We start from the raw sequence: 25,100 nt of genomic DNA, 5'->3' as shown, positions 1-25,100 counted from the left end.
TTTTCATAAGCTTATGAGTAAAAGGCATATGGGCACGGCACGCACAGTAATCCTCGACGGCGGCATGGGCCGTGAACTGCAACGCAGGGGCGCACCTTTCCGGCAGCCGGAGTGGTCAGCACTGGCACTGAGTGAAGCACCGCAGGCGGTGGAAGCGGTACACGCGGCGTATATCCAGAGCGGTGCGACCGTCATCACCAGCAACAGCTATGCCGTGGTGCCGTTTCACATCGGAGAAGCGCGGTTTGCCGCAGAGGGCCAGGCGTTGGCCGCACTCGCCGGGGAGTTGGCGCGCCGTGCCGTAGAGGCCTCGGGCAAAGCCGTACTGGTCGCCGGTTCGCTGCCGCCGTTGTTTGGTTCGTACCGCCCTGACCTGTTCGAACCGCAGCGCGTGTCTGAATTGTTGACCCCACTGGTGCAAGGCCTGTCGCCCCATGTCGACCTGTGGCTGGCGGAAACCCAGAGTTCGATTGCGGAGGCACGTGCCATCCACGCCGGCCTGCCCAAGGACGGTAAGCCGTTCTGGCTGTCGTTTACCCTCAAGGATGAAGACACTGACGAGATTCCCCGCCTGCGTTCCGGCGAACCGGTGGCTGACGCGGCCGAAGCGGCTGCGCAACTGGGTGTGCACGTGCTGCTGTTCAATTGCAGCCAGCCGGAAGTGATTGGCGCGGCTATCGACGCGTCCTGCCAGACGTTCGAACGCCTCGGGGTGAAGATCCAGGTCGGCGCCTATGCCAACGCCTTCCCGCCGCAACCCAAGGAGGCCACCGCCAATGATGGCCTGGACCCGCTGCGCGAGGACCTCGACCCGCCAGGTTACCTGCGCTGGGCTGCCGACTGGCAGGCACGGGGTGCCAGCCACCTGGGGGGATGCTGCGGGATCGGGCCGGAGCACATTGCAGTGCTGGCCCAGCAGTTGGGCTAAGCCCTCAACGCGCCTGGCGGCGACAGTCCGCCAGGCCTTTCACCTGACCTGAACCGGTCTGGTTAGCCTCCGACAGCCACTCCTCGAAACCGGCCTGGATTGCCGACCATTCCGCGTCGATGATCGAATACCACGCCGTATCGCGGTTTTTGCCCTTCACCACCATGTGCTGGCGGAACACTCCTTCAAAGCTGAATCCCAACCGCTCAGCCGCGTATCTGGAGCGATCGTTGGCGTTGTTGCACTTCCATTCCAGGCGGCGGTAGCCCTGATCGAACGCGTGTTTGGCCAGCAGGTACACCGCTTCGGTGCTCTTCGGCGAGCGCTGCATCGGTGCGCCGAAGGTGACGTGGCCGATTTCGATGCGGCCCTGTGCGGGGACGATGGACATCAGGCTGAGGAGGCCTTGCACCTGGCCGGTCTGGCGGTCGACCACGCAGAAGAAGTACGGGTCGCTGTGGGCCGCGTGGTTGTTCAGCCAGTCATTGAAGGCGCCGCGTTCCGGGAAGGGGCCATACGGCAAGTAGTCCCACAGCTTGCGGTCGGCACCGGGGCCCTGGAGAGCCTGGAACAATTCGTCGCCATGGCGGGCCGGGTCGAGTTTTTCCAGGCGGATGAAGCGCCCTTCAAGCAGTTTGACGCTAGGCGCCGGGGCGCCTTTCCAGTCGGCGAGGGAAGTAGTCATGCTGCGCTCCTTAAAGACCTTTGCGAAATTGGATGAACCCAGGGCGTTCGGCGATGCGTTCGTAGAGTTGGATCGCGGTGGCATTGGTCTCGTGGGTCAGCCAGTGCACCTTGGCGCAGCCATCGGCCTTGGCGGTTGCGTAGACGAACTCGATCAGCTTGCGACCGACGCCGGTGCCGCGTTGGGCCGGGTCCACCAGCAAGTCCTGCAGGTAGCAGGAATTCTCGATGCTCCAGTTGGAGCGATGATAGATGAAGTTGACCATGCCCACCGCCTTGCCGTCCTGCCAGGCCAGCGCCGAATGGGTCGGCTCGCTGGCGTCGATCAGGCGTTGCCAGGTGTTTTGGCTGACGGCTTCCGGCAGTTCGGTTTCGTAGAACTTCAAATACGCCTGCCACAGCGGCAACCAGGCAGCATGGTCGGCGGCGGTGACCTGGCGGATGTCGATCGGGCTCATTCTGGGGCTCCTTGGGGAATAAAGCGGGCGAGGGTCTGGTCGCGCACATCGGCGCTGGTTGCCAGGCCCGCACGCACGCCGGCCATGTCGGCCGCACTGCGGTTCTGGCTGAGTTTGCGTTTGCCGATCAGGCGCTCGATCGGCAGGGCGAAGCCGACGATGGCCTTGAGCATGCCGTCGATGTAGTCGGCCGGGGCATCGCTGACTTTCCAGGGCTGGGCGCGGCCGCCTTCATGGCGATCGGTCAACGCAGTGACCACCGCGAGCAAGCGCTCGGCATCGTTGAACACCTCGGCTTTGCCATAGGCGTGCACGGCGATGTAGTTCCAAGTGGGTACCACTTTGCCGTGCTCGGCCTTGGCCGGGTAGAACGCCGGGCTGATGTAAGCCTCGGCACCCGCGAAGATCACCAGCGCTTCGCTGCCGTCCTGCAGGTCTTTCCACTGTGGATTGGCCTTGGCCAGGTGTCCGTAGAGTGTGCCGTTCGGGCCTTCATCGGGGTTGAGCAGCAACGGCAAGTGGCTGGCCTGCAGGCCTTGCTCGCCAAAGGTCACCAACTGCGCCAGGCGGGTGTGCTGGATCAATTGCTGCAGTTCGGGCAAATCGTCGAGGGCAAAGGCGCGAGGTGTGTACATGGAAATATTCCTTGGCGAATGCCTGCATCCTAGGCAGGCTAATGGCTCGTTGAAAGAGCCATCTGGCCCCCATTTCATAGGTCCAATATGTCGCCTGTCTCGCCGCCCCTGTCGTTCAACCCTGCCGGAATTGAGCTGGATCGCCGCCAAGGCCTGACGCGCCAGCTGTATGACGCCCTGCGCCAGCGCGTACTGGACGGGCGATTGGTCAGCGGCACGCGCTTGCCGGCCACCCGTGACTTGGCGACGGCGTTGTCGATTTCCCGTAACAGCGTGGTGCGCGCCTACGATCAGCTATATGCGGAGGGGTTTATTGAAAGCCGAGTCGGCGATGGCACCTATGTCGCCCAATTGCCCACTGCAAAGAAACTATCCACAAAAGTATCCACAGGGTTTTCAACAGGCTTATCCCCAACCTTATCCACAAAATGGGCGGATTTGCCGGAAGACCTCGACAGTGAAGTTATCCACAGTGCGGGCTTGGCGCGGATAAGAACCAACCACCTGTCCCTGCCTCCAGCGGGGCCGCCACGGGCATTTCGCGTGGGCGTGCCCGCCTTCGATCTGTTCCCTTTCGAGGTCTGGGCCAAGCTGAATGGGGCGTTCTGGCGCAAGCCGGACCTGGAACTGTTGTGCTACGGCGACCCTGCGGGTGACGGTCGCCTGCGCGGCCTGATTGCCGCCTACTTGCGCAGCTCACGCGGCATGCAGTGCTCGGCTGAACAAATAGTGATCACCAGTGGCGCGCAGCAGGCCATCAGCCTTTGTGCACAGTTGCTGGTGGAGCCCGGGGACGGCGTGGCGGTGGAAAACCCCGGCTATCGTGCGGCCGGGCATGCGTTCGCCCTGGCGGGCGGGAAATTGCACGGCGTGCCGGTGGATGGCGAAGGTATTGATTGCCAGGTGCTCAACACCTTGAGCGATTGCCGCGTGGCCTATGTCACACCCTCCCACCAGTACCCGATGGGGGTGGTGATGAGCCTGGCGCGGCGCCTGGAGTTGCTCGCCTGGGCGGAACGCACGGGCGGATGGATCATCGAGGACGACTATGACGGTGAGTACCGCTACAGCGGTGCACCGTTGTCGCCCCTGGCCGCGCTGGATCGCAGTGGGCGCGTGCTGTATGTCGGTACCTTCGGCAAGGTGGCCTTCCCCGCGTTGCGCCTTGGTTATCTGGTGTTGCCGGCGGGCCTGGTGGATGCGTTCGCCCGGCGCCGTGCCGTCGACATGCGTCACTCCGAGGTCAGCACCCAGGCGGTGATGGCTGAATTCATGGCCGCTGGGCATTTCCAGCGCCATATCCGCCGCATGCGCCGTGCCGCGTTGAGCCGGCGCAATACCTTGCTGGCGGGTTGGCCAAGCGGTTTGGCCGGTGTCGGCGAGTTGCCCAGTGTCGCCGCAGGGTTGCATCTGACGGTGCGTGTGGACAGCCTGGCCCGCGAGCAGCAGTTGCTCGAACTGTCGCGGGCCGCTGAGGTTGAAATCAATGGCCTGAGCAGCTACTGGCTGGCGCAACCCAGCCCGCCTGCGGACCAGCGTGCAGGGCTGGTACTGGGGTTCGCCGCCGTACCGGAGCCGGCGATTATCCAGGCGCTGGAGCGATTGCGCCGGGTATGGCGGTGAGCGAACCCTTAGGCCTGTCTGTGGCTCAGGTGTTGAAAAACATCAAGCCGGCCAATGGTTTGCCAATGGCTGCGCGTTCAATGGCGATTTGCTCCTTGTCTGAGAGTCCTGTGGCCTGGAAGGCACCCCCGAGTTTTTGTTGCGCAACGGTCTTGAAGTGCCCGGCGACGAAGTCTGCGTTGCCTGCCTGCATCGAGCGGTAATGAAAGTGGGCATACCACAACACGGCCCGGGTCTTGTGATCGAATACTTCATATTCGTCCAGAAAGTCTCTGTGACGTTGTAGGCGCCGGCGTGTGAGGGTTTTCCTGAAACCCACCTCGCCCTGCTCATACAACCACTGAATACGATGGGCGACGGGCACCTGCTCCTTGATCATCTTGATGCGCGTGGCTTTGCCCTTTTCATACAGCTGCTGCACCGCGGCATTGAGCTTGAGCTTGAGTTGGGCCGCGGCGGGGTGGTCGATTTCAGTCAGGTTGCGTTGGGTGAGGGCCTCCTCGAGGGTTTCGACAGCGCGCTCAAGGGGTGGCACTTCCAGGTGAAACATCCCTTCGATGTCTGCTGGCAGGCGCCAGGGTTTGTTGGCATGGCCTTCAAGGCGTTTGATCGTGGCGGGTATCGCATCCAGAAGGGTCTGCCCCTCTTTGAGGCTGGTGTCCAGGCTGATCGGCTTCGAGGCGGGCGGGCGGGCAGGCTCCTTGACCCGCTCCGCCCATTGCCCCGGTGTTTTTTCGTGGAAGGTGGCAATCACGTTGCCGGTCAGCGGCGCTTTGACATCTACCAGGGAAGGATCCGACTCGCGCGGTTCACCCACGACAACACCGTGAAAGCGTGTCTTGATGACCTTGCGTGGTGCCGCGGATAGGGGCCGAGAGGGGCCTGGCTTGGGCTCCAGGGCCTTGCGCTCGCGCAACAGTCGCGCCAAGTCGTGAGTCGCACGTTGGTTGAATTCGTCGACGAGTCGTAACAGGTCGTTGAGCGGTTCCCTGAGCACCTGTTCGGGGGCGTCGGTATGCAGGTCCAGCAGGCGCTGGTCGACACTGGTGAATTGGTCGACCAGGCTATCGAGCACTTCGATACGCTCCGCCAAGGGGCTGTCGGTTTCGTTTTGCAAGGTCTCGAGGTAGCTTTGCACGGCGAGATCGGCCTTCTCCACTATGGTGTTCAGTTGGGCGCGTGCCTGCAGCTGTTCCGTAGCGTTACCGTTTTTAATGCACAGGAACCGAGACACCGTGACTTGCAAGGCTTTCAGGTCGTGCAGGTTCAGGTTCGGCAGAGCCTTGGAAGTCGTCTGCATCACCTGCGCGCCGGCGGTACCCAGCTTCGAAAGTTCCTTGTAGCGCGAGTCGACGTACTCCAGGCGGCTGATCATTTCCAGGTTCAGCGTGGACATTTCCTGGGCCAGATCGGCGGTGCTCTGGGGGATCTCGGAGGTGGCTTCATCCAGTAACCCAACCGTGTCGAGCAAGGTATCCCGATAGGGACGCAGGCGCTCCTCAACGGCGGACCGCGTGAGCAGCAACTGTTTGTTCAGATAATCGACCATGGCGATCTGGTAGTTGGGCACTGTGTCGATAACGCCCAGCGCCGTGAGTTGGCGGATTGGCACGTCGTATTCCTCCAGTCGCCGGTCGACGTCTCCGATATAGGCATCGCGCCTTCGCGCGGTCGAGGGGCCAGGCTCGGAGCCGATGGCGGCGAGGGAGTCGGAAAGCTCCGCCTGGCGGCGACTCTCGTTGGCATCGAAGTCAGTGAGGCTTTTCCTCAGCTCAGTGATGCGCTGCGGCTTCTGCCCCTGAGCGGCACGCCGCCGACTGCGAAAGCCTCCCCCGCGCAGGCGTAGCCGTACGTCGACGAACCATTGGCCGGACCGGTTGCTGACCAGCAACGGGCCAGTGCGCGCGGGATCGCTGGGATCGGCGATGACCACATTGTCGTTGTCGTCCAGGCTGACCTCGAACCAGCGCTCGCCGACAGGTGCATACCACTTGTCCTTGTCCGGATACAGATGCAGATGAACGCCGGGTGTTCTGTTCTGCTCGCCAAGGGTGGCGGGTTTGTCGGTTTTGAATGTGTCCAGCCGTGTACCCAGGCTCGAAGGCGCGCGACTGAGTGCGCCGCTGATGTGCAGGGTTTCCTGATGTAACGGGGTCAGGTCGGTGCCAGGCAAGTCCGGCAATTGCTTGTTGGCGACCACCAAGGTCTGCGGTAGCGGGTCTTCGGGCTTGATCGGTTTTTCGGGGATAGGTTCAAGCCGAGGCTGGGTGGGTTCGATCACGGGCTCACGGGTCGGATGACGCAGTCCTACGTGCAGGGCCAATGCCATACCGAGGTTGAGCCATAAGTCGACGATCGCGTTCCAGCCCTCGGATTTGTCGGGTTTGTCCACCGCCTGCTCGGCCTGCTCCAGGTCTTCCATGATTTGCCACATCCACGCGGCAACCCCCACGGTCGGCCCCAGGAACGGCAGCACGGCGTTGAAGATCTGCCAGCCGGTCTGGCGAAAGGTCGCCCAGCGCTTCTGCTCATTGGAGATCGATTGACGGGTCGCCAACTCGACCATCGCGTTGGCGTTGGCCTTGAACAGCGTGATCAGGGCGCCGTCGCCCAACACGTCATCGCTCAATTCGATAGGCCCGCTCATATCCACCACCGTCGCCGGCTCGACAATCACTCGCACAACGGTCCAAGGCGACGGCAGGGTGTCGGGAAACACGTACTGCTCGTAGTTGAAGCGCACCTTTTCGGGTAACCAGGACAACACGGATTCGCGCAGGTCAGGGTCCTGCTTGATCATGTACACCAGGTTTTGCCGGGACGGGAACTGGGCCAGCACCGGTTCGAGCAGTGGGCGGTACAACACACAGGGACCGGCGGACGGGTCGCGCGGACCGATCACAAACATATTGGCCACTTCATCCCTCTGTGTGCCGCTGCGCAAGGTCGGGACAAACGCGAGGGGACGGATCACGATCGGCTGCCCGTCAACCTGCTGGTCGTGCTTCTCCACCTGCATCACCGCCGCGACGTAGCGGTAGCCGAGTTCGTCCATGCCCTGGCGTTGCTGGATCTTCAACTGCAGGGCCAACAAGGGCAGTTGCACGCGTAAATGGCTGATGTAGAGCAATTGCCTGGCCCTGGACCTGATCGGCTCGTCGAGCAACGTGCTTTTGATCAGCGCCGGGTAATATTTCCCAATGTCGATTTTGCCGATGACTTCCTTCAGGTAACTGAAGCTCAACCACTGCGGCGCGACCGAGCCGTTGTAGTACACAGTGGGTTGGCCGGTGGGCAGTCCGGTGAGGTTTTCCAGGGCCAGGTCGATCAGGTTGTGCCGGGTCACATCGACCTCGCCCGGTATTGCGAATGTGCCCCAGATCACTGGGCTTTCGATCGTCACGGCGACCTTGTTCAGGTTCAGGTGCTCACCTTCTTTGTGAGTACGGATCTGTTCTTGCAGCTTCTGAAGGGCGTAGTCGCGTATCGGCGGGATACCGTCTTGAAAAGAGTGGCCCTGGTTGAAGGAGTGGATTTGCGCCAATTCAATGATGTAGCGGCTGTAGATGGCGATGTCCTGGTCGGAAGCATTGGCCAGCCAGGCCGGCATTTGCTGATGTATCTGGCGGATATGGGAGAGCGCATGGTCGCTCAGGTTCTCAATGTTGGGCACGATCCTGGAGAGCGTGGTGGGGGTCACGGGCTGTGGCGCGGATGATTCGTCAACCAGCTGCTCAGCCTCACCGATGGCCTGGATCTGCATGGCGATCAGGGCACAGGCGAAGCTGTCGAAAAAGCTATCGGCAGGCTCGTACAGCTTCCATTGCAGCGTCGTCCCCGGTTGCAGCTGGACAAGCTTGGCCGGCAATGCCTTGCCCAGCTCTTCAAGAGACCCGAAGCGCTCGTAGCCGCTGACCAGCGAGTACGCCAGGATCATCGTGCGCTCGTTGTGCTCGCCGATCAGTACCGCCATGTCCAGTATTCCAACATGCACGGTGAAACCGTCGCGCAGCAGGCTGGCATCTACCACATAGGCGCGGCTGTTGTAGCGGCCATTGACCCTGCGTTGGGCGCGCAACGGGAACTGGTAAAGCTCCCTTGCCATGTCACACTCAAGTACATCCCAGTCTTCAACGGTGGTGACGTTCCAGGACTTGCGCAATGAATGGGAAAAAGTCTGCCAGCGTGGCCAGGAGCTGCCGTTCGAGGCGTTCCAGTAATCCAGTTGACGCTCCTGAAACGCAGCGAACAGCAGGCCACCCAGCTCATTGATCAGGCGCGCAATGGCGTCGACTTTCACCGGCAAGTGTACGGCTGCGGGGGACTCCGGGTGCAGCGTGAGGAAGTGTTCGCCTTCGAGGTAGATGACCGGGGTGGGTGATAGCATCTGGCGTGCCAGCACCGTGGTTATCGATTCGGCATGGGGCGGGAGCGGCATGATGACCGACTCAAGCACCCGCCAGCGCGGGGTGACGATCATCGTCAGGTCCGGATCGATATTGAGCGTGGGGTACTGCTCCTTGAGTACCCAGCGCAAGGTAAAAGACGCCACTTCACGAGCAGACGGGCCGGTGGTCAATTGGGTGAGCAATTCGTAGGCGTTGGTGGGGCGCCCGTTCAGGGTGTGGTTATTGTTGTTGTGCGCGTTTTTGGACATTGGCGGCTCCTTCTGTCGTTGGCCAGGGCGAACAGCGAACGCGCACGGTAGCGACAGCAGGAGTGGCTGGGACGGTAGATAAGTAACGGCGAAATCAGGTCTTTTTCTTCTCGAAAAACAGCCGGCTCGCCGGCTCCAGGCCGATCTCGCTGAGGTAGAAGTCAATCCGTTCGGCTTCGTTCAGACCTACGGTTGTATCGGCGGCCACCCCCTGCAGGTGTTCGGCCACGGTTTTCAAACGCGCTGCGATGTAGTACTTGGCCGGTGTCCAGGCGGTGCTGTAGTGAAAGTGCGCATACCACAGGGGCTGGCCGGAGCGACGATCGGTAATGCTGTACTCGTCCAGGAAATCGGGTCGCGGGCTCCTGAGCTTGCGTCGAGTAAGGGTCTTCTTGATCGTGATTTCATTCTGCGCGAGCAGCCACTCCAGGTTCTGGATCGTCGGAGGCAACTTCTTGTACAGCCTGAGTACGTGGTCGCGGCTGCGGCGGTATATATCTGCAATGGCGTCGGTGAGCGCTTTGTTGACGGTGCTGGCGGAGTGGCTCTCGTTGTCCGTGATGTTGTTGTGGGTCAAGGCGCGGTCGATGGCTTCGCTGGCCTGTTCCAGGCGCAGGGCGTGCTGGTGATAGAGGTACTCGATACCCATCGGCGTACGGGTTTCCTGACGTGCCAGGGTGTCGGCGCGGCTATGAAAGTCGGGCAGCGCGTCCAGTAGGGCCTGGCCTTGGCTGATAGCCACCGGGGTGCTGACGAGGGGCGTGGGCTGTGCCGGCACACGGAGGCGCTCGACCCAGACGCCAGGGGTTTTCTCGTGGTAGGTGGCGATGATCTTTTGGGTGATCGGCGAGCGGATATCCACGAGGTCGGTCTCCAACCCGATCTCCGTCAGGCGCGGTTCACCGATGCGGATGCCGTCGTAATGCGTGCGAATGAAGCGGGTGACCGGTCGGGGTACCGTGGGTGGCGGTGTGGGGCGCAGCCTGAGGGCGTCTCGGTCGACTATCAACAGCGCCAGGTTCTGTGAGGCCCGCAGGCTGAATTCGCTGAGATGTTCACGCAGGTTTCTTATCCGTTCCGGCTGGGCATGCCGGTTGAACGTTTCGGCAAAATCGCCCAGGCGCTCGTCCAGTATCTGGAACTGGCCGATCAGGCTGCCCAACGTGTCGATACGTTCGTCCAGGCGCGACTCACTGCGCTCCTGCAACGTATCGGTCAGGCATTGGATGACGATGTCGGCGGAGTCGACGATGGCATCTATGGTCGACCACGCCTGCGTGGCAGTGGTCAGTGTACTTCTGGGCAGACACAGATGACGCGTGAGCGTGACCTGCAAGGCCTTGAGATGTTCGCGGGTGTAGGCCGGCAACGTGCCCTTGGTGTCGCGGATCAAGGTGACGCCCTCCTTGGACAGCAACTTGAGTTCATCGAAGCGTGTGTTCATGTAGTCAAGACGGCCGATCATGTCCTGGGCCAGGTCGACCATCTGGTGTGCGTCGTCGATGGGCCGTTCTGTGGGGGACCCGGAGGGGTTATGAAGTTGGTCCAGCACTGTGCGCATCTTCGGCGTGAAGCGAGTGAGTGCCTCACGGATGCCCGCGTTGGTGAATTCGATCTGTGCCTTGATATAGGTGATTGCTCTGGCGGCGTAGTCCGACGAGGGGGCGAAGACGTTTAACTGTTTGAGCTGTTGCAGTGCCGATTCGTAGCTTTCCCGCTGAGTGATCAGGGTCTGCATGTAGTTTTGCCGCCGTGCCTCGGCCGTGCTGGCGCTGCCTTCGGTCATGGTCTTATGGGCTTTTTGCAGTTCGGCCTGGGCGTCTTTCTTGGTTTTCTCGAAGTCACTCAATTGGGTCCGCAGACGTTGCGCGCGCTCTTCAGCCCGGGCCTTGGCGAGCCTTGCCTTCAAGGTGGGGCCACCACCACGCAAGCGCAGGCGCGTATCGATGAACCAGTTGCCTTGGCGATTGCCGGCCAGAAGGGGGCCCAGGCGGGACAATTCCTTCGGATCGACAACGATCACGTTGTCGCCCTCGTCAACAATCACCTGAAACCAGCGATTTCCCACGGGGGCGTAGTACTTGTCGGCGAGCTGGTAGAGGTGTTGTCTGGGGCCGCTTTCGCTGATCGGCTTACCCAGGTTGTCGGGCTTATCGATTTTGTAGCTGTCCAGGAATGTACCCAGTTGTGAAGGGTTGCGATGGGACGCGCCACTGGTGTGCAGCGGTTGCGAGCGGTCTGAAGGGATCTCGGAAGTGTTGACGTCAGCAATCTTGCGAAGGGTGGTCGGCATCCGTTCTACCGGCGTGGGCTCGACCGGTTTGGGTAGCTTGGCGATGGTGGGAGGCTCTGACTCCAACGGGCGCCGGGTCACGCGGTGCAACGTGATCGCCATGCCCAGGTTGAGCAGCAGATCGGTGAGGGCGCTCCAGCGTGAGCGGTGTTGCGGGTCGTCTTCGGCCTCCACGACTTCTTGCAGTTGATCCATGATTTGCCAGATCCACGCCGCGACCCCCACCGTCGACCCAAGGAATGGCAAGGCCGCGTTGAAGATCAACCAGCCGGTGTGCTTGAAGGTGGCCCAGCGTGCGTCGGCGTTGGACACCGATTCGCGATTGGCCAATTCCACCAGCGCATTGGCGTTGGCCTTGAACAGCGCGCTGAGCACATCGCCATTGAGGGTTTCATCGCCCAACAGCAGCGGGCCGCTCAATTCCAGGACCTTGGCGGGGTCCACCAGAAAGTCCACTACCGACCATGGAGAAGGCAAGGCGCCCGGGAACACATACCGGCTGTAATCCGTGCGCACGCTGTCAGGCAGCCAGGCGAGCACCGATTCGCGCAGGCTGGGGGATTGCTGGATCGCGTAGATCAGGTTGGCGGGGGAAGGGTATTGGCTCAGTGGTTCGTCGAGCAACGGGCGGTACAACAGACAGGGCCCGGCCAGCAGGTCTACAGGCCCGATCACGAACATATTCGCGACGGTGTCCCGCGTGCCTTTGTGGTGCCGGGTCAGGAAGGACAATGGCCGTACGACAATGGTATTGCCTTCCACCTTGCGGTCTGCGGCGCTCTCTTGCAGCGCGGCGATCACATAGCGGTAACCGCGTTCGTCGATGCCGCCTTGCTGGTTGAGTTTGTAATGCAGCGCCAGCATCGGTAGCTGGATGCGCAGTTGGCTGGTGTAGAGCTTCTCGCGGCGCCATGACTCCACCTGGTCGTCCAGCAATGTGCGTTTGATCAGAGCCGGATAGGTGCGGCCGATATCGATACGGGTAATCAGCGTTTCCACATAATCGACAGTCAGCCAGTCTGGAATCGCCCTGCCGTTTTTCCTGCGCAAGGTCTTGTTGCCCAAGGGCAGGGCGATCAGGTTTTGCAGGGCCAGCTGCGCCAGGCTGAACGTCGTGGTCACGGTCTGCCCCGGCACGGTGAACGAGCCCCAGATGACAGGGCTCTGGACCACTATGTCGAACCTATCCAGGGGCAAGTGCCTGGCGTCCTCATGGTCTTTGACCATCTCGGTTTTCAGGATGCCGAGTGCGTATTGCTCGATGGGCGCGATGCCGTCGTTGTAGGCCTGGCCCTCGTTCAGGCTGTGCAACGCCGCCAAGTCTTTGAGGTGGCGGCCATAGGCGTCCTGATCTGAACTGGAGGCGTTGCCGAGCCAGTCGGGCAAGGCTTCCCGGAACCAGTTCAGGCCGGGGGCCTTCTTGGTGACGCCGTTGCCGGCCGGTGCGGTGACAGGGCCGGGTAAGCTCTGGGTGTTGGTAAAGCGGAGGGCGCCGATGGCGTCGATCTGGATCGAGATCAGAATGCAGGCCTGCTGGTCGAAAAAATTGCCGCTGGGTTCGTACAGGCGCCAGTCGACTGTTTTGCCCAGCGCGTGTTCCGGCAAATAGTTCTCCAGAACGTTGCCCAACTCTTCGATGGAGTCGAATTTGTCATAGCCGTGCCCTGGCGAGTAGGTCAGCAGTACCTCTCGCCCCTGCTGTTTGCCGACCAGTACGGCGATCAGGCTGTCATTGAGGTGAGTGGCCTTGCCATCGTCTCCGATCAGGAAGATATCCACCAGGCAGGCCCGGGATTGGTAAGGGTCGTTACGCTTGCGCACCGCCGGGTCCGGGGCGGTGTACAGGCTGCGCGCCATGACGCAGTCGTCATGGGTCCAACCCTCCACCGCATCGACATTCCAGAAGCTGCGCAGGGCGCTGGACAGCTCGTACCAATGGGGGCCGGAACTGCCGTTGGACTGGTTCCAGTATTCGGCCTGCTGTTCCTGGAACCCGGTGATCATGACCGGTGCCAGCAAATTGATGATGTTGGCGATTTCTTCGATGCGCACCTGCAGGTGCACAGGCGGCTCGACAATCGGCAATTGCGTGAGGAAGTGTTCCCCCTCGAGGTAGATCGTCGGCACGCCGAGCACGGCTTGCTTGGCCAGGACATCAGCCAGCGCTTGGTAACGGGGTGGCCTGGCCACGACCTGATCGCCGACGATGTCCCAGACCGCCGTGCCCACCAGGGTGATGTTCGGGTCGATATCCAGATTCGGGTAATGCGCCTTGAGCTCACGTCGCAGCAATACGGCGGCCACTTCCCGAAATGCCGGGCCGGTGGACAGTTGAGTGATCAAGGTGGCGGTTGAGTAATAGCGCGGCGGCTGCTGCGTGGCAGAAGCTTTTTTGGTTGAAGTCATAGGGGAGCCTGACATGCGTGGGATGGACAACACCCGAGGCCAGGCCCCGGGTGTTGCCATGCTAGAAAGCGCGCAGTCAGGCAGGCGGTGTTTATGTAGGCCCGTCAGGTCCCGGACTTGATCTTGGTCCAGGCGCGGGTCCTGGCGCGCTCGGCATCACGGCCCAGGGGTTTCAAGGTATAGAGCGTCGCCATCGCCGCCTCGGTGGGGTACAGGTTGGGGTTGTTGCGGATCGCCGGGTCGACCTGCCCGGTGGCATCCTTGTTCGGGTTGGGGTAGCCGACAAAATCGCTGATCGGCGCGATCACCTGGGGCTGCAGCAGGTAGTTGATAAAGGCGTAGGCGTCCTGCTGGTTCTGCGCGCCTTTGGGAATGGCGAGCATGTCGAACCAGATCGGTGCGCCTTCCTTGGGCAGGCGCATATCCACCACCACGCCGTTCTTGGCCTCCTTGGCCCGGTTGGCCGCCTGGGAGAAGCTGCCCGAATAACCGACGGCCACGCAGATGTTACCGTTGGCGATATCGGCCATGTACTTGGACGAATGGAAATAGGTGATGTACGGGCGGATCTTCATCAACAGCGCCTCGGCCTTGACGTAGTCCTTGGGGTTACTGCTGTTGGGGTCCAGGCCCAGATGCTGCAGGGCCAGCGGCAGGATCTCCGAAGGCGAGTCCAGCAGGGCCACGCCGCATTGCTTGAGCTTGCTGATGTTCTCTTCCTTGAAGATCAGGTCCCAGCTGTCCACCGGGGCGTTGTCGCCGAGCGCGGCCTTGACCTTGGCCGGGTTGAAGCCGATCAGGATGGTGCCGTACATATAGGGCACGGCGAATTTATTGCCGGGGTCATTGGCTTCGATCAGCTTCATCAGCTTGGGGTCGAGGTGGTTCCAGTTGGGCAATTGGCTGCGGTCCAGGGGCTGGAACACGCCGGCTTCGATCTGCTTGGCGAGAAACACATTGGACGGCACCACCACGTCATAGCCGGAGTTGCCGGTCAGCAGCTTGGCCTCCAGTGCTTCGTTGGTGTCGAAGATGTCGTAGACCAGTTTGATCGCCGGGTTCTGCGCCTTGAAGTCCTCCAGCGCCTTGGGCGTGATGTAGTCGAACCAGTTATAGACCTTCAGGGTTTTTTCTTCGGCGTGCGCGGCGCTGCTCAGCACGGCGGCGCAGAGCACAAGCGACTTGAGCATGTTCATTGGGCTGACCTCTCAAAACCTTCGAGCACGTTGACGGCATTGATGCCGATTTCTTCCACCGCGTAACCGCCCTCCATCACGAACAGCGTCGGCTTGCCCAGGCGTGCGATGCGCGCGCCCATGGCCAGGTAGTCCGGGCTGTCGAGCTTGAACTGGGAGATCGGGTCATCCTTGAAGGTGTCCACACCCAGTGAGACCACGATGATGTCGGCGCCGTAGCGTTCGATCTCCCGGCAGGCCTGCTCCAGCGCTGCGTTCCAGGTGTCCCAGCCAGAGCCGGCGGGTAGCGGGTAGTTGAAGTTGAAGCCTTCCCCGGCGCCTTCGCCCCTCTCATCGGCATAGCCCAGGAAAAACGGAAACTCGGCCTCCGGGTGCCCGTGGATCGAGGTAAACAGCACATCGCTGCGGTCGTAGAAAATCGACTGGGTGCCGTTGCCGTGGTGGTAGTCCACATCGAGGATCGCGACCTTGCGGTGGCCTTGGTCGAGAAACGCCTGGGCGGCGATCGCAGCGTTGTTCAGGTAGCAATAACCGCCCATCAAGTCACTGGCGGCGTGATGCCCCGGCGGGCGACACAACGCGAACGCACTGTGGGCGCCGTGCTGGATCGCGTGTTGCGCGGTGAGCGCCACTTGCGCCGCCGAGTAGGCCGCCTGCCAGGTTCCGGCGGTGATCGGCGCGCCGCCGTCGAAGCTGTAGTAGCCCAACTGGCCGTGCAGGCTGGTGGGCAGCACCCGGCGCAGGGTACGCGCGGGCCAGGTGTAGGGCAGCAGGTCGCCGTCCTGGCCGTATTCGGTCCAGCGCGCCCAGGCGCCTTTGAAGAAGTCCAGGTAATCGCGGCTGTGGATGCGTTGCAACGCCGCCAAGCCAAAGTCCTGGGGCGCCTGCACCGGGCCCAGTTCGCGGTCCCTGACCCGTTGCAGCACATGGTCGGCCCGCGAGGGCATTTCGAAGCAGGGCATCAACTGCCCGTCCATCAGTTCGCAGCGGCCGTGGTGCAGGTGGTGATCGTCCGAGTAGATCGTCAGCATTCTTGTTCTCCGCAGGCTGTGTCGGTGCCTGCAGTCTTGCGGTGGGCGCGGTTTAAGAGAACGGCAGGAGCGGCCAAAAGGGGATGAATATGGCCAAAGTGTCTGTCCGCAATTCGCCCCTCAATGGCGCATCATGCTCGAAACTGGCTCGGCGCCACGCCGCTCCAGCGTACAAATGCATGCCGGAAACTGGCCGTTTCGCTGAACCCCAACGCTTCGGCAATCCTGTAGATCGGCCACTGATCCTCCGCCAGCAGTTGCTTGGCGCGTTCGAAGCGCAGCTCGTCCAGCAGCTCCTGATAGCTGCAGCCCAGGTCGTGCAAATGCCGGCGCAGGGTGCGCGCCGAGCAGTTCATCTGCATGGCCAGGCCTTCCAGGCCCGGCGCGGCGTTGAGTTGCGCAGTGAGCAACTGGCGAATCCTGCCCAGCCAGGCCTGGCGCCCGGTGAACTCCAGGTTCTGTTTGCGGCAGCGCTCGGCCATGGCCTGGTGGGTGACGGTGTCTGCCAGCGGCAGTGGCTGTTCGAGCCAGTGCCGGTCGAAGGCAAACGCGTTGGCGGTGGCCTGGAACTGCAACGGGCAAGGGAAGCGTTCGGTATAACGCGCGCGGTAGTCCGGAGCGTCATATTCAAAGCGTGCGGCGAGCAGTGGCAGTGGCTGGCCCAGCAGGTCGTCGCAGATGACTTTCAGCGAGGCCAGGCACAGTTCGACATTGAACCGCTCAAGCGCCGGGTCTTCGCGATAATCACGGGCGGTGAACCAGACGCGCTGGCCGTCTTCCTCCAGGCTCAACTCGAAAAGTGTTCCCAACAGCGCCGGGTAGTGCAACGCCAGGCGCAAGGCGTCACCAAAGGTGGCACTGGTGAGCAGGGCATAGCCGAGCATGCCATAGGCCGATACATGCATCTGTCGGCCCAGTTCCAGGCCGATATCCCGCCGCCGCGCCACGGCATTGGCGCACACGCGCATCTCCTGGTTGGTGGTGATGCGCGTGTCGGCGCGGCTCAAGTCCGCCGCACAGATACCGCTGCCGGCCAGCAGTTCCTGGGCCGGCAAGCCTTCGGCCTTGAAAGCGTTAAGCACCAGGGACACGGCGTTGAGAGTGGTCAGGTGGGAGTGCAGCATAGGGGACTTCCAGCCAGGGGATGGCTGGAAGGGAAGCAAGTTACAGGCCGATCAGCTCAGCTCGCCACACAGGTCGAGTTCCACCAGGCGACGAACCTCGGCGGTGTCGAGCCCTGCACCGAGCAGTGCATTGAGCTTGCCGAACACCGCTTCGCGGGTCATGCCGCCACCGGACAATACGCCGACGCCGCGCAAGCGGCTGCCCGCTTCATACACATCCAGTTCAACGCCGCCTTCATGGCATTGGGTGATCGCCACCACCACCACGCCCTGATCCTGTGCTCGTTGGAGGCTGGCCAGGAACGCCGGGTTGTCGCTCGGCCCGGTGCCGCTGCCGAAGCATTCCAGCACCAACGCCTGAATGCCGCTGTCGATCAGTGCATCCAGTTGCCCGGCGGCAATACCCGGCACCAGCGGCAGCACACCCACGTTGGCCACGGCTTTGGGCTGGCGGTAATGCAGGGCGGCCGGAATCATTTCGGCCTGGGCGACGCCGCCATTGCGCTGCAGGGCAGCAAACGGATGGCGGCCGAAGCTGCGGATTTTCGCGCAGCGGGTCGGTGCCATCAGTGCGCCGTGGAAGAACAACTGCACACCTGGCGCCAGGCCTTCGCCGAGTGCCGCCAAGGCACCGCTGACGTTCTCCCAGGCATCGCTGTCGGGCACGCCGGCGGGCAGCATGGAGCCGGTGAACACCACCGGCGCCGGCAGGCCGAGCAGTTGGAAGCTCATGGCGGCGGCGCTGTAGGCCAGAGTGTCAGTGCCGTGCAGGATCAGTACGGCGTCGCAGCCGGCGTCCACCGCCTCAACCGCGGCGGCGTGCAGGCGCTGCCAGTAGGCGGGGGTCATGTTGGCGCTGTCGATCAGCGGCGACATTTCCCGGAAGCACCAGGCGGGCACTTGCACATCGGCAAGCTGTTCGCGCATGCGTGCTTCAAAGCCGGACGCAGGCGCCAGGCCGTTGGCACTGGCCTGCATGCCGATGGTGCCACCGGTGTAGAGCACCATCACGTTATTAGCTGGGGACATCGAATTTTCTCCTGAACGAAAAACGCCGCCGGGCCCAGAGCATGCCCAAGGCCGGGCGGCGTGTCATCTATCTACGCTCAGCGTTGCGCTTGAGCGTTCAGTTCAGCGCTTGCTTGAGTGCCTGGCTCAGGCTTGACCGGGTTGGCCGGCCAGGCCTTGCGGTCCAGGTCCAGGTCAGGGAACTGGCTGGAGTCGAACACCGGGGTCTTGATGCCCGCTGCGCGCTGGTTGTCGTAGTCGTTGAGGATGCGCATGGCGATCTTGAACAGGAACGCCAGGGCGAACAGGTTGACGAACGCGAGCAGGGTCATGGTGATGTCGGCGAAGGCGAACACGGTGCTCAGGTTCTCGATGGAACCCCAGAAAATCAGCACCAGCACCAGGGCGCGGTAGCCCATCAGCACCTTGCGGTTGTTGCCCACCAGGAAGCGCAGGTTGCTCTCGCCCAAGTAGTAGTTGTACATGATCGAGGTGAACACGAACAACGCCAGGGCCACCGAGATGAACATGCGGCCCCAGTCGCCGACCACCGCCGCCAGGGAGTTCTGGGTCAGGGCAATGCCGTCGCCTTCAAAGCCCGGGGTGTAGAAGCCGGAGAGCAGGATCAGCAATGCGGTACAGGTGCAGATCACGAAGGTATCGAGGAACACGCTGAACGCCTGGACCACGCCCTGGGCGATCGGGTGTTCGACCGAAGCCACCGCCGCCACGTTAGGCGCACTGCCCAGGCCGGCTTCGTTGGCGAACACGCCGCGCTTCACACCCATGATGATCGCGCTGCCCACCAGGCCACCGAAGGCTTGGTCGAGGCCGAACGCGCTCTTGACGATGGTCGCGAGCATGGCCGGTACGTGGTCGAATTGCAGCACGATCACGTACAGCGTCACGGCGATGTAGACCAGGGTCTTGACCGGCACCAGCAGGTCGGCGATCGAAGCAATACGCTTGATCCCGCCGATGAACACCAGGCCCAGCAGTACCGCCAGCGCCAGGCCGGTGTAGGTGGTGTCCAGGCCGAAGGCGTTGTTCAGCGAGTGGGTCACGGCGTGGGCTTGCAGGCCGTTGAAGGCGAAACCGAAGGTCACCAGCAACAGGAACGCCATGACCATGCCCAGCCAGCGCTTGTGCAAGCCGTGCTGGATGTAATAGGCCGGGCCGCCACGAAAGGTGCCTTCGGCGTCGGTGCGCTTGTACAGCTGGCCGAGGGAGCACTCGATAAAGCTCGACGACATGCCCACCAGCGCGGTGACCCACATCCAGAACACGGCGCCCGGGCCACCCAGTGTCACGGCAATACCGACGCCGGCGATGTTACCGGCACCCACGCGCCCGGCCAGGCTGAGCATCAGCGCCTGGAAGGAGCTGAGCTGGTCGGAGCTGCTCTTCAGGCTGTCTTTAAACACCGAGAACATGTGGAAGAAGTGACGCAGTTGTACGAAACGCGAGCGAATCGTGAAATAACCGCCGAGCCCGACAATGAGCACGATCAGTACTTTCCCTGAGAGGAAGTCGTTGATGACTTCGAGCATGGAGTGTTCCTCGCTGATTTTTCTAATGGCAAACGCAGGACGGTTCGACGCTATCGCTCAGCACCAGGCAGTGCACGACGCTTCGACCCCAATCCTTTTGCGGGTGTTGTTATTCATGCGGTTTCGCGCTGTCCAGGACCTCGTTACCGACGATCTCTGACGCGAAGAGGGGCGGCACTATACCTAGGCGAACGTGATCCGTCTGCTCGGGGCGATTAAAGGTTTCAGCTGGGTGGTGGACTTACAGAGCGATATTGGCGTTTTTATAGGCTTCATTTCACAACCTCGGGGCAAAAAAAAGGGCCTGAAGAACGAGCCTTCAGGCCCTCAAAAGGTGAGAGGTGTCTAGTCCCTCAACCTGGTGAGCGGTGCAACAAACGCTTAGGCCTTCAGCGGGACCAAGCGTGGGGCAATCATGTTTTCGGGGCGCAGGATGTCGTCGAGCATGGCGTCGTCGAGCAAGCCTTCTTCGCGCACCAGTTCCAGCACGCCACGCCCGCTTTCGAGGGCGATACGGGCAATGCGGGTGGCGTTTTCATAGCCGATGTACGGGTTCAGCGCGGTGACCAGGCCGATGGAGTGCTCCACCAGTTCGCGGCAGCGGGCTTCGTTGGCGGTGATGCCGACGATGCAGTGCTCGCGCAGCATGTCCATGGCGCGTTGCAGCAGGCGGATCGAGTCGAAGATCTTGAACGCGATCAGCGGCTCCATCACGTTCAGTTGCAACTGGCCACCTTCGGCCGCCATGGTCAGGGCCAGGTCGTTACCGATGACCTGGAACGCTACCTGGTTCACGGCTTCCGGGATCACCGGGTTGACCTTGCCGGGCATGATCGAGCTGCCTGGCTGGCGAGCCGGCAGGTTGATCTCGTTGATGCCGGTGCGTGGGCCGCTGGACAGCAGGCGCAGGTCGTTGCAGATCTTCGACAGCTTCACGGCGGTGCGCTTGAGCATGCCGGAGAACAGCACGAAGGCGCCCATGTCGGAGGTGGCTTCGATCAGGTCGGCAGCCGGCACGACCGGTTGGCCGCTGATCACCGCCAGGCGCTGTACGGCCAGGGCCTGGTAGCGCGGGTCGGCGTTGATGCCGGTACCGATGGCGGTGCCGCCCAGGTTCACTTCGGTCAGCAACTCCGGCGCCAGGGTTTTCAGGCGTGCCAGGTCTTCACCGAGGGTGGTGGCGAAGGCGCGGAATTCCTGGCCGAGGGTCATCGGCACGGCGTCTTGCAGTTGGGTGCGGCCCATTTTCAGTACGTGGCTGAATTCGACGCCTTTGGCGGCGAACGCCTGGATCAGGCTGTCGAGGCTGGCCAGCAGTGCGTCATGGCCCAGCAGCAGACCCAGGCGGATCGCGGTCGGGTAGGCGTCGTTGGTCGACTGCGCCATGTTCACGTCGTTGTTCGGGTGCAGGTATTGGTACTCGCCCTTGTTGTGGCCCATGGCCTCCAACGCGATGTTGGCGATGACTTCGTTGGCATTCATGTTGGTTGAAGTGCCAGCGCCGCCTTGAATCATGTCCACCACGAACTCTTCGTGGAAATCGCCGCGGATCAGACGGGCACAGGCTTCGCTGATGGCCGCGTGCTTGGCTTCGCTGAGCTGGCCCAACTCGCGGTTGGCGTCAGCCGCCGCTTGCTTGACCATTGCCAGACCGACCACCAATTTCGGGTAATGCGAAATCGGAACGCCCGAGAGGCGGAAGTTGTTCACCGCTCGCAGGGTCTGGATGCCGTAATACGCTTGAGCCGGTACTTCGAGTACGCCAAGCAGGTCTTTTTCGGTACGGAAAGATGCAGCGGAGGACATGACGGAAATCATCTCGATATGGACCCGGAACTGGCCGGAACGCTGCGAATGCTAGGCTTGTAGAACTTTTTGGGCCAATGCTGTTAAGCACTGGCCTATGCACAAACGGCATAATGTGAGTGTGACCCGGTTATCATGGCGGGCGTGTGTGCCAAAATGGTGCGTACCCACGGGAGGCAGCAATGAACCTTGAGAGCAAATGGCTGGAAGACTTCAGCGCCCTGGCGGCGACCCGCAGTTTTTCCCAGGCGGCGGAGCGGCGCTTCGTGACCCAGCCGGCGTTCAGCCGACGCATCCGCAGCCTGGAGGCCGCGTTGGGCCTGACCCTGGTCAACCGCTCGCGCACGCCGGTGGAGCTGACGGCGGCGGGCCAGTTGTTCCTGGTCACCGCGCGCACGGTGGTCGAGCAGCTCGGTGAAGTGCTGCGCCATTTGCATCACCTGGAAGGCGGGCAGGGCGAGGTCATGCAAGTGGCTGCGGCGCATTCCCTGGCCCTGGGCTTCTTCCCGCGCTGGATCGCGCAATTGCGCAACGAAGGCCTGAACATCGCCACGCGGCTGGTGGCCACCAACGTCGGCGACGCCGTGCATGCGCTGCGCGAAGGCGGTTGTGACCTGATGCTGGCGTTCTACGACCCGGACGCCGCGATGCAGATGGATTCGGAAATCTTCCCGTCGCTGCACCTGGGCAACACCGAAATGCTCCCGGTGTGTGCCGCCGACGCCGACGGCAATCCGCTGTTCGATCTGGAAGGCGAGGGCAGTGTGCCGTTGCTGGCCTACAGCGCCGGCGCGTTTCTCGGTCGCTCGGTGAATTTGCTGCTGCGCCAGCGAGCGCTGCGCTTTACCACCGTGTACGAAACCGCCATGGCCGACAGCCTCAAGAGCATGGCCCTGGAAGGCCTGGGCATCGCCTGGGTGCCGCAGTTGAGCGTGCGCGCCGAGCTGGCGCGGGGTGAGCTGGTGGTGTGCGGCGGGCCGCAATGGCATGTACCGCTGGAGATCCGCCTGTACCGCTGTGCCTTGGTGCGCAAGGCGAACGTGCGGTTGCTGTGGCGCAAGCTCGAAGGCGGGGCGGCGAGCCCCGCCGTTTAGTCGCCCGTCAACCGAACTGGCTCAGGTAGGTACGGATGTTGTCCCGGTTCTTGTCGCTGAACCGATAGGCATTGCCCCTCAGGAACGAGAAAAAGTCACGATCCTTCATCAGGGTTTCGTGCCACCAGCCATTGAAAATATTGTCGCCGTCTTCATGCAGCGCGCCGAGCATATGCCCGACTTCATGGGCCGCAGTGCGGTATGACGTTGTCGCGGCAATGCCGAAGCTGTCATGCAGATAAGCTACGCCGGCCGTTTGTGAGTCAATGTCATCGAGGGTCAGCAACAGATACAGGTCGAGCGGCGAAGGGGCGATCGAAGCGTGTTCCAGGTGCTGGAGGACGGTATTTTTCCAGGTAGACAGGCTGACCCGATGATCCCTTTTGTAGTTGAAATCGATTAGGTAAGCCGGTCCGGTTTCCTGATGGAAAGTGATCATGACTGTCCGACCGGAAAGGTCTTCCAGTTCGGTTTTCAGCCAGGAAAAATAATCGTCGCGCAGGGACGGCAGCCGGCTATCGCCGTGCAAATCACGATGGATGTAGACGTTCAGATTGATCGGCTTCGGCGCAGCAGGCGCAGGAATGGGCGCCGGGCGGGGCGGCAGTTTTCGTTCAAACGCCGCGATGGCGGGTGTCGCGTGGTCTTTGAAGGTGCTTTCAAGGGTCATCAATGACCTGAGGTCCGAGGCGGCCTCGATGTGACGGTTGATCCAATTGGCCTCCTGGAAATGCCGAGGCTGCGCCCATGCCCAGGCGTGCCGGATGTCTCGGCGTTGCTGGTTGATCAGCGCCAGGCTCACGTCCTCATAGAAGTGCGGGCTGAACACCATCGGTGACAGGCTGACGTGATCGTCCCGCAGCCCCCGCCTGGCCAGCTCTTCCAAGCGCTGGAGTTGATTGCGGTCGATACATGGCAGCAGGCGGTGGAGGGTGGTCTCGTTCAACTCGGCAATCAAATGGGCCCTGAGCAGGGCGGGCGAGTAGAACGCCTGCAGCTTGAGCCCGGGTACGTAAAGGACACAGGGGTTCTGACCGGGTGCAGCGTTGGCGGGCGTGCGGCTAATCAGGAATGCGCCGTACAGCGGGACATGCGCTTGTTGTTCTTCATCCTGAAACGCGATGCGGTAGAGATGGCAGCCGGAAATATGCCCGGGCGACGCCAGGAGCGTGATCAACGCCACGCTTTCATGGTCCAGCGAACCATCTGCCAGCCTGAGCGATGCCGCACACTGAAGCTGGGCTGCGAAGGCTCGCGCAACGTACGCCTGGTTGGTCATGTTGGCGTAGGCGTGCCGGGCTTGCCAGAAGTCGGCGAGGTCACTCAGGTAGAATTCGATACCCTGAAGGTTCTGCAGAACTATCTTCAATCGCGCCTGGCACTCGGGCGGCAGGGCTTGCAAGGCGTCTGCTCCGGGGGTGTAGAACACCACCGAACTGGCGTCGTAGGTGGAGGGCAGTGCGTTGAACAGAACGAGGTGGTGGTAGAGCTCGTACAAGGTTTGTTGCGGGGTAGCGTCCATCGGCGGGCAGGAGTAGAAGATGCGGTCCAGTTCTGGCTCGGGCAGGTAGTGCTTGAGCACCTGGGTCAGCAGCTTCAGCGCACTCACCGGGCGAGTCGGCAGGTGCCCGAGGGTGTAGATGACATTTTTGTTCAGCGCCTTGAGCAATGTGGCCGTTTCGGGCGGTGTCAGGTTGAGGATGTCGTGGGGCGTGGGTAGGGTGCGGTAATATTCGACCGATGCAGGCATGGGGCAGTCCTTGTCCTTGGAGATGTCAGTGGGGTGTGTCGCTGTCCACGATAAGGCTGCGCTCTGCCATTGCCTGTCGGTGCCATAGGCAAATGCGGTAGTGGCATTCGATGTTGGAGGGGTAAAGTTTCAGTGTTGGGGAAGGCCTGCCGGGCTGACCTGCAAGTCAGTAAATCTGCTGCTTTGGCGCTTAAGACAGATGGTCATCCCAGGGGCTGTTTATCTGGATTATTACGGTATACTGCGCGGCCTTCGGCCGGTCCAACCGGCCTTAATTCGTACACCAAGCCACGCCGGATTTCCCGCGTGGCTTGTTGTTTTTTGACGCGCCTGCGGGCGCCCAGAGAGAAGAGGCACGACGATGAGTGCATTGGTTGGCGTGATCATGGGCTCCAAGTCCGATTGGTCCACCCTTAGCCACACCGCCGATATGCTGGAAAAACTCGGCATTCCCTACGAAGTGAAAGTGGTCTCCGCCCACCGCACTCCGGATTTGCTGTTCCAGTATGCCGATGAAGCAGAATCCCGTGGCATCGAGGTGATCATCGCCGGTGCCGGCGGTGCAGCGCACCTGCCCGGCATGTGTGCGGCCAAGACCCACCTGCCGGTGCTCGGTGTGCCGGTGCAGTCGGCGATGCTCTCGGGCGTGGATTCGCTGTTGTCCATCGTGCAGATGCCGGCCGGCATCCCGGTGGCGACCCTGGCGATCGGCAAGGCCGGCGCGATCAACGCCGCCCTGCTGTCCGCCAGCATCCTGGGCGCCAAGCACCCGCAGTTCCACGCGGTGCTGAAAAAATTCCGTGCTGAGCAGACAGACAGCGTGCTGGACAATCCAGACCCACGCATCGCCTGAGGTG

16 protein-coding genes are annotated in these 25,100 nt (G+C 62.0%); 4 read left to right on the top strand and 12 right to left on the bottom strand.

Annotated elements, in window-relative coordinates:
• Positions 1 to 28 precede the first annotated feature (28 nt).
• The gene (locus ACZ445_RS29905; protein WP_058424309.1) at positions 29 to 928 is read left to right on the top strand and encodes a homocysteine S-methyltransferase family protein; all 900 of its coding nucleotides are present in this window, start codon (positions 29 to 31) and stop codon (positions 926 to 928) included.
• Between the two features lie 4 nt (positions 929 to 932).
• On the opposite strand, the gene ACZ445_RS29900 is transcribed toward ACZ445_RS29905, so the two are convergent.
• Genes ACZ445_RS29900 through ACZ445_RS29890 form a run of 3 tightly spaced genes read right to left on the bottom strand, consistent with a single transcriptional unit; the run spans position 933 to position 2,705 of the window.
• The gene (locus ACZ445_RS29900) at positions 933 to 1,613 is read right to left on the bottom strand and encodes a GNAT family N-acetyltransferase (RefSeq protein WP_179028276.1); all 681 of its coding nucleotides are present in this window, start codon (positions 1,611 to 1,613) and stop codon (positions 933 to 935) included.
• 10 nt (positions 1,614 to 1,623) lie between these two features.
• On the bottom strand, positions 1,624 to 2,070 hold the full coding sequence (locus ACZ445_RS29895) for a GNAT family N-acetyltransferase (protein WP_179028275.1): 447 nt from the start codon (positions 2,068 to 2,070) through the stop codon (positions 1,624 to 1,626).
• A complete protein-coding gene (locus tag ACZ445_RS29890) occupies positions 2,067 to 2,705 on the bottom strand; it encodes an FMN-binding negative transcriptional regulator (protein ID WP_071494671.1) in 639 nt (212 codons plus the stop codon). Before ACZ445_RS29890 ends, ACZ445_RS29895 begins: the two co-directional genes overlap by 4 nt.
• Before the next feature lie 87 nt (positions 2,706 to 2,792).
• Between ACZ445_RS29890 and pdxR the strand changes: the two genes are divergently transcribed.
• Positions 2,793 to 4,328, top strand: a complete 1,536-nt coding sequence (gene pdxR / locus ACZ445_RS29885) for a MocR-like pyridoxine biosynthesis transcription factor PdxR (protein WP_179028274.1) — start codon at positions 2,793 to 2,795, stop codon at positions 4,326 to 4,328.
• A 25-nt stretch (positions 4,329 to 4,353) separates the two neighbouring features.
• Here the strand turns inward: pdxR and ACZ445_RS29880 are convergent, their stop codons facing one another.
• The 8 genes from ACZ445_RS29880 to aspA form a co-directional block, all read right to left on the bottom strand.
• Entirely contained in the window at positions 4,354 to 8,985 is a 4,632-nt protein-coding gene (locus ACZ445_RS29880; RefSeq protein WP_310862902.1) for a dermonecrotic toxin domain-containing protein, read from the bottom strand.
• A 94-nt stretch (positions 8,986 to 9,079) separates the two neighbouring features.
• Entirely contained in the window at positions 9,080 to 13,684 is a 4,605-nt protein-coding gene (locus tag ACZ445_RS29875; RefSeq protein WP_179028272.1) for a dermonecrotic toxin domain-containing protein, read from the bottom strand.
• Positions 13,685 to 13,788: 104 nt separating this feature from the next.
• Complete coding sequence (locus ACZ445_RS29870; RefSeq protein WP_464707866.1) at positions 13,789 to 14,880, bottom strand: polyamine ABC transporter substrate-binding protein; 1,092 nt, start codon at positions 14,878 to 14,880, stop codon at positions 13,789 to 13,791.
• Positions 14,877 to 15,911, bottom strand: coding sequence for a histone deacetylase family protein (locus ACZ445_RS29865; RefSeq protein WP_179028270.1), 1,035 nt, complete (start codon positions 15,909 to 15,911; stop codon positions 14,877 to 14,879). Before ACZ445_RS29865 ends, ACZ445_RS29870 begins: the two co-directional genes overlap by 4 nt.
• 131 nt (positions 15,912 to 16,042) lie before the next feature.
• A complete protein-coding gene (locus ACZ445_RS29860) occupies positions 16,043 to 17,035 on the bottom strand; it encodes an AraC family transcriptional regulator (protein WP_058424300.1) in 993 nt (330 codons plus the stop codon).
• 51 nt (positions 17,036 to 17,086) lie between these two features.
• Positions 17,087 to 18,064 (bottom strand): asparaginase, encoded by a 978-nt coding sequence (locus tag ACZ445_RS29855; protein ID WP_179028269.1) that lies wholly within the window; start codon positions 18,062 to 18,064, stop codon positions 17,087 to 17,089.
• Between the two features lie 77 nt (positions 18,065 to 18,141).
• Positions 18,142 to 19,593, bottom strand: a complete 1,452-nt coding sequence (locus ACZ445_RS29850) for an alanine/glycine:cation symporter family protein (RefSeq protein ID WP_058424298.1) — start codon at positions 19,591 to 19,593, stop codon at positions 18,142 to 18,144.
• Positions 19,594 to 19,974: 381 nt separating this feature from the next.
• Positions 19,975 to 21,399, bottom strand: coding sequence for an aspartate ammonia-lyase (gene aspA, locus ACZ445_RS29845; RefSeq protein WP_025854459.1), 1,425 nt, complete (start codon positions 21,397 to 21,399; stop codon positions 19,975 to 19,977).
• A 182-nt stretch (positions 21,400 to 21,581) separates the two neighbouring features.
• Between aspA and ACZ445_RS29840 the strand changes: the two genes are divergently transcribed.
• A complete protein-coding gene (locus tag ACZ445_RS29840; protein ID WP_179028268.1) occupies positions 21,582 to 22,493 on the top strand; it encodes a LysR substrate-binding domain-containing protein in 912 nt (303 codons plus the stop codon).
• A gap of 7 nt (positions 22,494 to 22,500) precedes the next feature.
• Here ACZ445_RS29840 and ACZ445_RS29835 read toward each other — a convergent pair whose 3' ends face one another.
• Entirely contained in the window at positions 22,501 to 24,243 is a 1,743-nt protein-coding gene (locus ACZ445_RS29835; RefSeq protein ID WP_179028267.1) for a zinc metalloprotease, read from the bottom strand.
• Between the two features lie 361 nt (positions 24,244 to 24,604).
• Between ACZ445_RS29835 and purE the strand changes: the two genes are divergently transcribed.
• On the top strand, positions 24,605 to 25,096 hold the full coding sequence (gene purE / locus ACZ445_RS29830; RefSeq protein ID WP_003176980.1) for a 5-(carboxyamino)imidazole ribonucleotide mutase: 492 nt from the start codon (positions 24,605 to 24,607) through the stop codon (positions 25,094 to 25,096).
• The last annotated feature ends 4 nt before the right edge of the window (positions 25,097 to 25,100 follow it).

This window comes from Pseudomonas allii, assembly GCF_055380095.1.
Note: the sequence above shows the minus strand (reverse complement) of the source record. Positions and strands in the feature narration are given on the sequence as shown.

What these genes read in the sequence shown, in the direction of transcription:
- pdxR (WP_179028274.1), top strand. Translation starts at nt 2,793, where the DNA reads ATGTCGCCTGTCTCGCCGCCCCTGTCGTTCAACCCTGCCGGAATTGAG.
- purE (WP_003176980.1), top strand. Translation starts at nt 24,605, where the DNA reads ATGAGTGCATTGGTTGGCGTGATCATGGGCTCCAAGTCCGATTGGTCC.
- ACZ445_RS29865 (WP_179028270.1), bottom strand. Translation starts at nt 15,911, where the DNA reads ATGCTGACGATCTACTCGGACGATCACCACCTGCACCACGGCCGCTGC.
- ACZ445_RS29855 (WP_179028269.1), bottom strand. Translation starts at nt 18,064, where the DNA reads ATGTCCCCAGCTAATAACGTGATGGTGCTCTACACCGGTGGCACCATC.
- ACZ445_RS29895 (WP_179028275.1), bottom strand. Translation starts at nt 2,070, where the DNA reads ATGAGCCCGATCGACATCCGCCAGGTCACCGCCGCCGACCATGCTGCC.
- ACZ445_RS29850 (WP_058424298.1), bottom strand. Translation starts at nt 19,593, where the DNA reads ATGCTCGAAGTCATCAACGACTTCCTCTCAGGGAAAGTACTGATCGTG.
- ACZ445_RS29905 (WP_058424309.1), top strand. Translation starts at nt 29, where the DNA reads ATGGGCACGGCACGCACAGTAATCCTCGACGGCGGCATGGGCCGTGAA.
- ACZ445_RS29835 (WP_179028267.1), bottom strand. Translation starts at nt 24,243, where the DNA reads ATGCCTGCATCGGTCGAATATTACCGCACCCTACCCACGCCCCACGAC.
- ACZ445_RS29890 (WP_071494671.1), bottom strand. Translation starts at nt 2,705, where the DNA reads ATGTACACACCTCGCGCCTTTGCCCTCGACGATTTGCCCGAACTGCAG.
- ACZ445_RS29900 (WP_179028276.1), bottom strand. Translation starts at nt 1,613, where the DNA reads ATGACTACTTCCCTCGCCGACTGGAAAGGCGCCCCGGCGCCTAGCGTC.
- ACZ445_RS29880 (WP_310862902.1), bottom strand. Translation starts at nt 8,985, where the DNA reads ATGTCCAAAAACGCGCACAACAACAATAACCACACCCTGAACGGGCGC.
- ACZ445_RS29870 (WP_464707866.1), bottom strand. Translation starts at nt 14,880, where the DNA reads ATGAACATGCTCAAGTCGCTTGTGCTCTGCGCCGCCGTGCTGAGCAGC.
- ACZ445_RS29860 (WP_058424300.1), bottom strand. Translation starts at nt 17,035, where the DNA reads ATGCTGCACTCCCACCTGACCACTCTCAACGCCGTGTCCCTGGTGCTT.
- aspA (WP_025854459.1), bottom strand. Translation starts at nt 21,399, where the DNA reads ATGTCCTCCGCTGCATCTTTCCGTACCGAAAAAGACCTGCTTGGCGTA.
- ACZ445_RS29840 (WP_179028268.1), top strand. Translation starts at nt 21,582, where the DNA reads ATGAACCTTGAGAGCAAATGGCTGGAAGACTTCAGCGCCCTGGCGGCG.
- ACZ445_RS29875 (WP_179028272.1), bottom strand. Translation starts at nt 13,684, where the DNA reads ATGACTTCAACCAAAAAAGCTTCTGCCACGCAGCAGCCGCCGCGCTAT.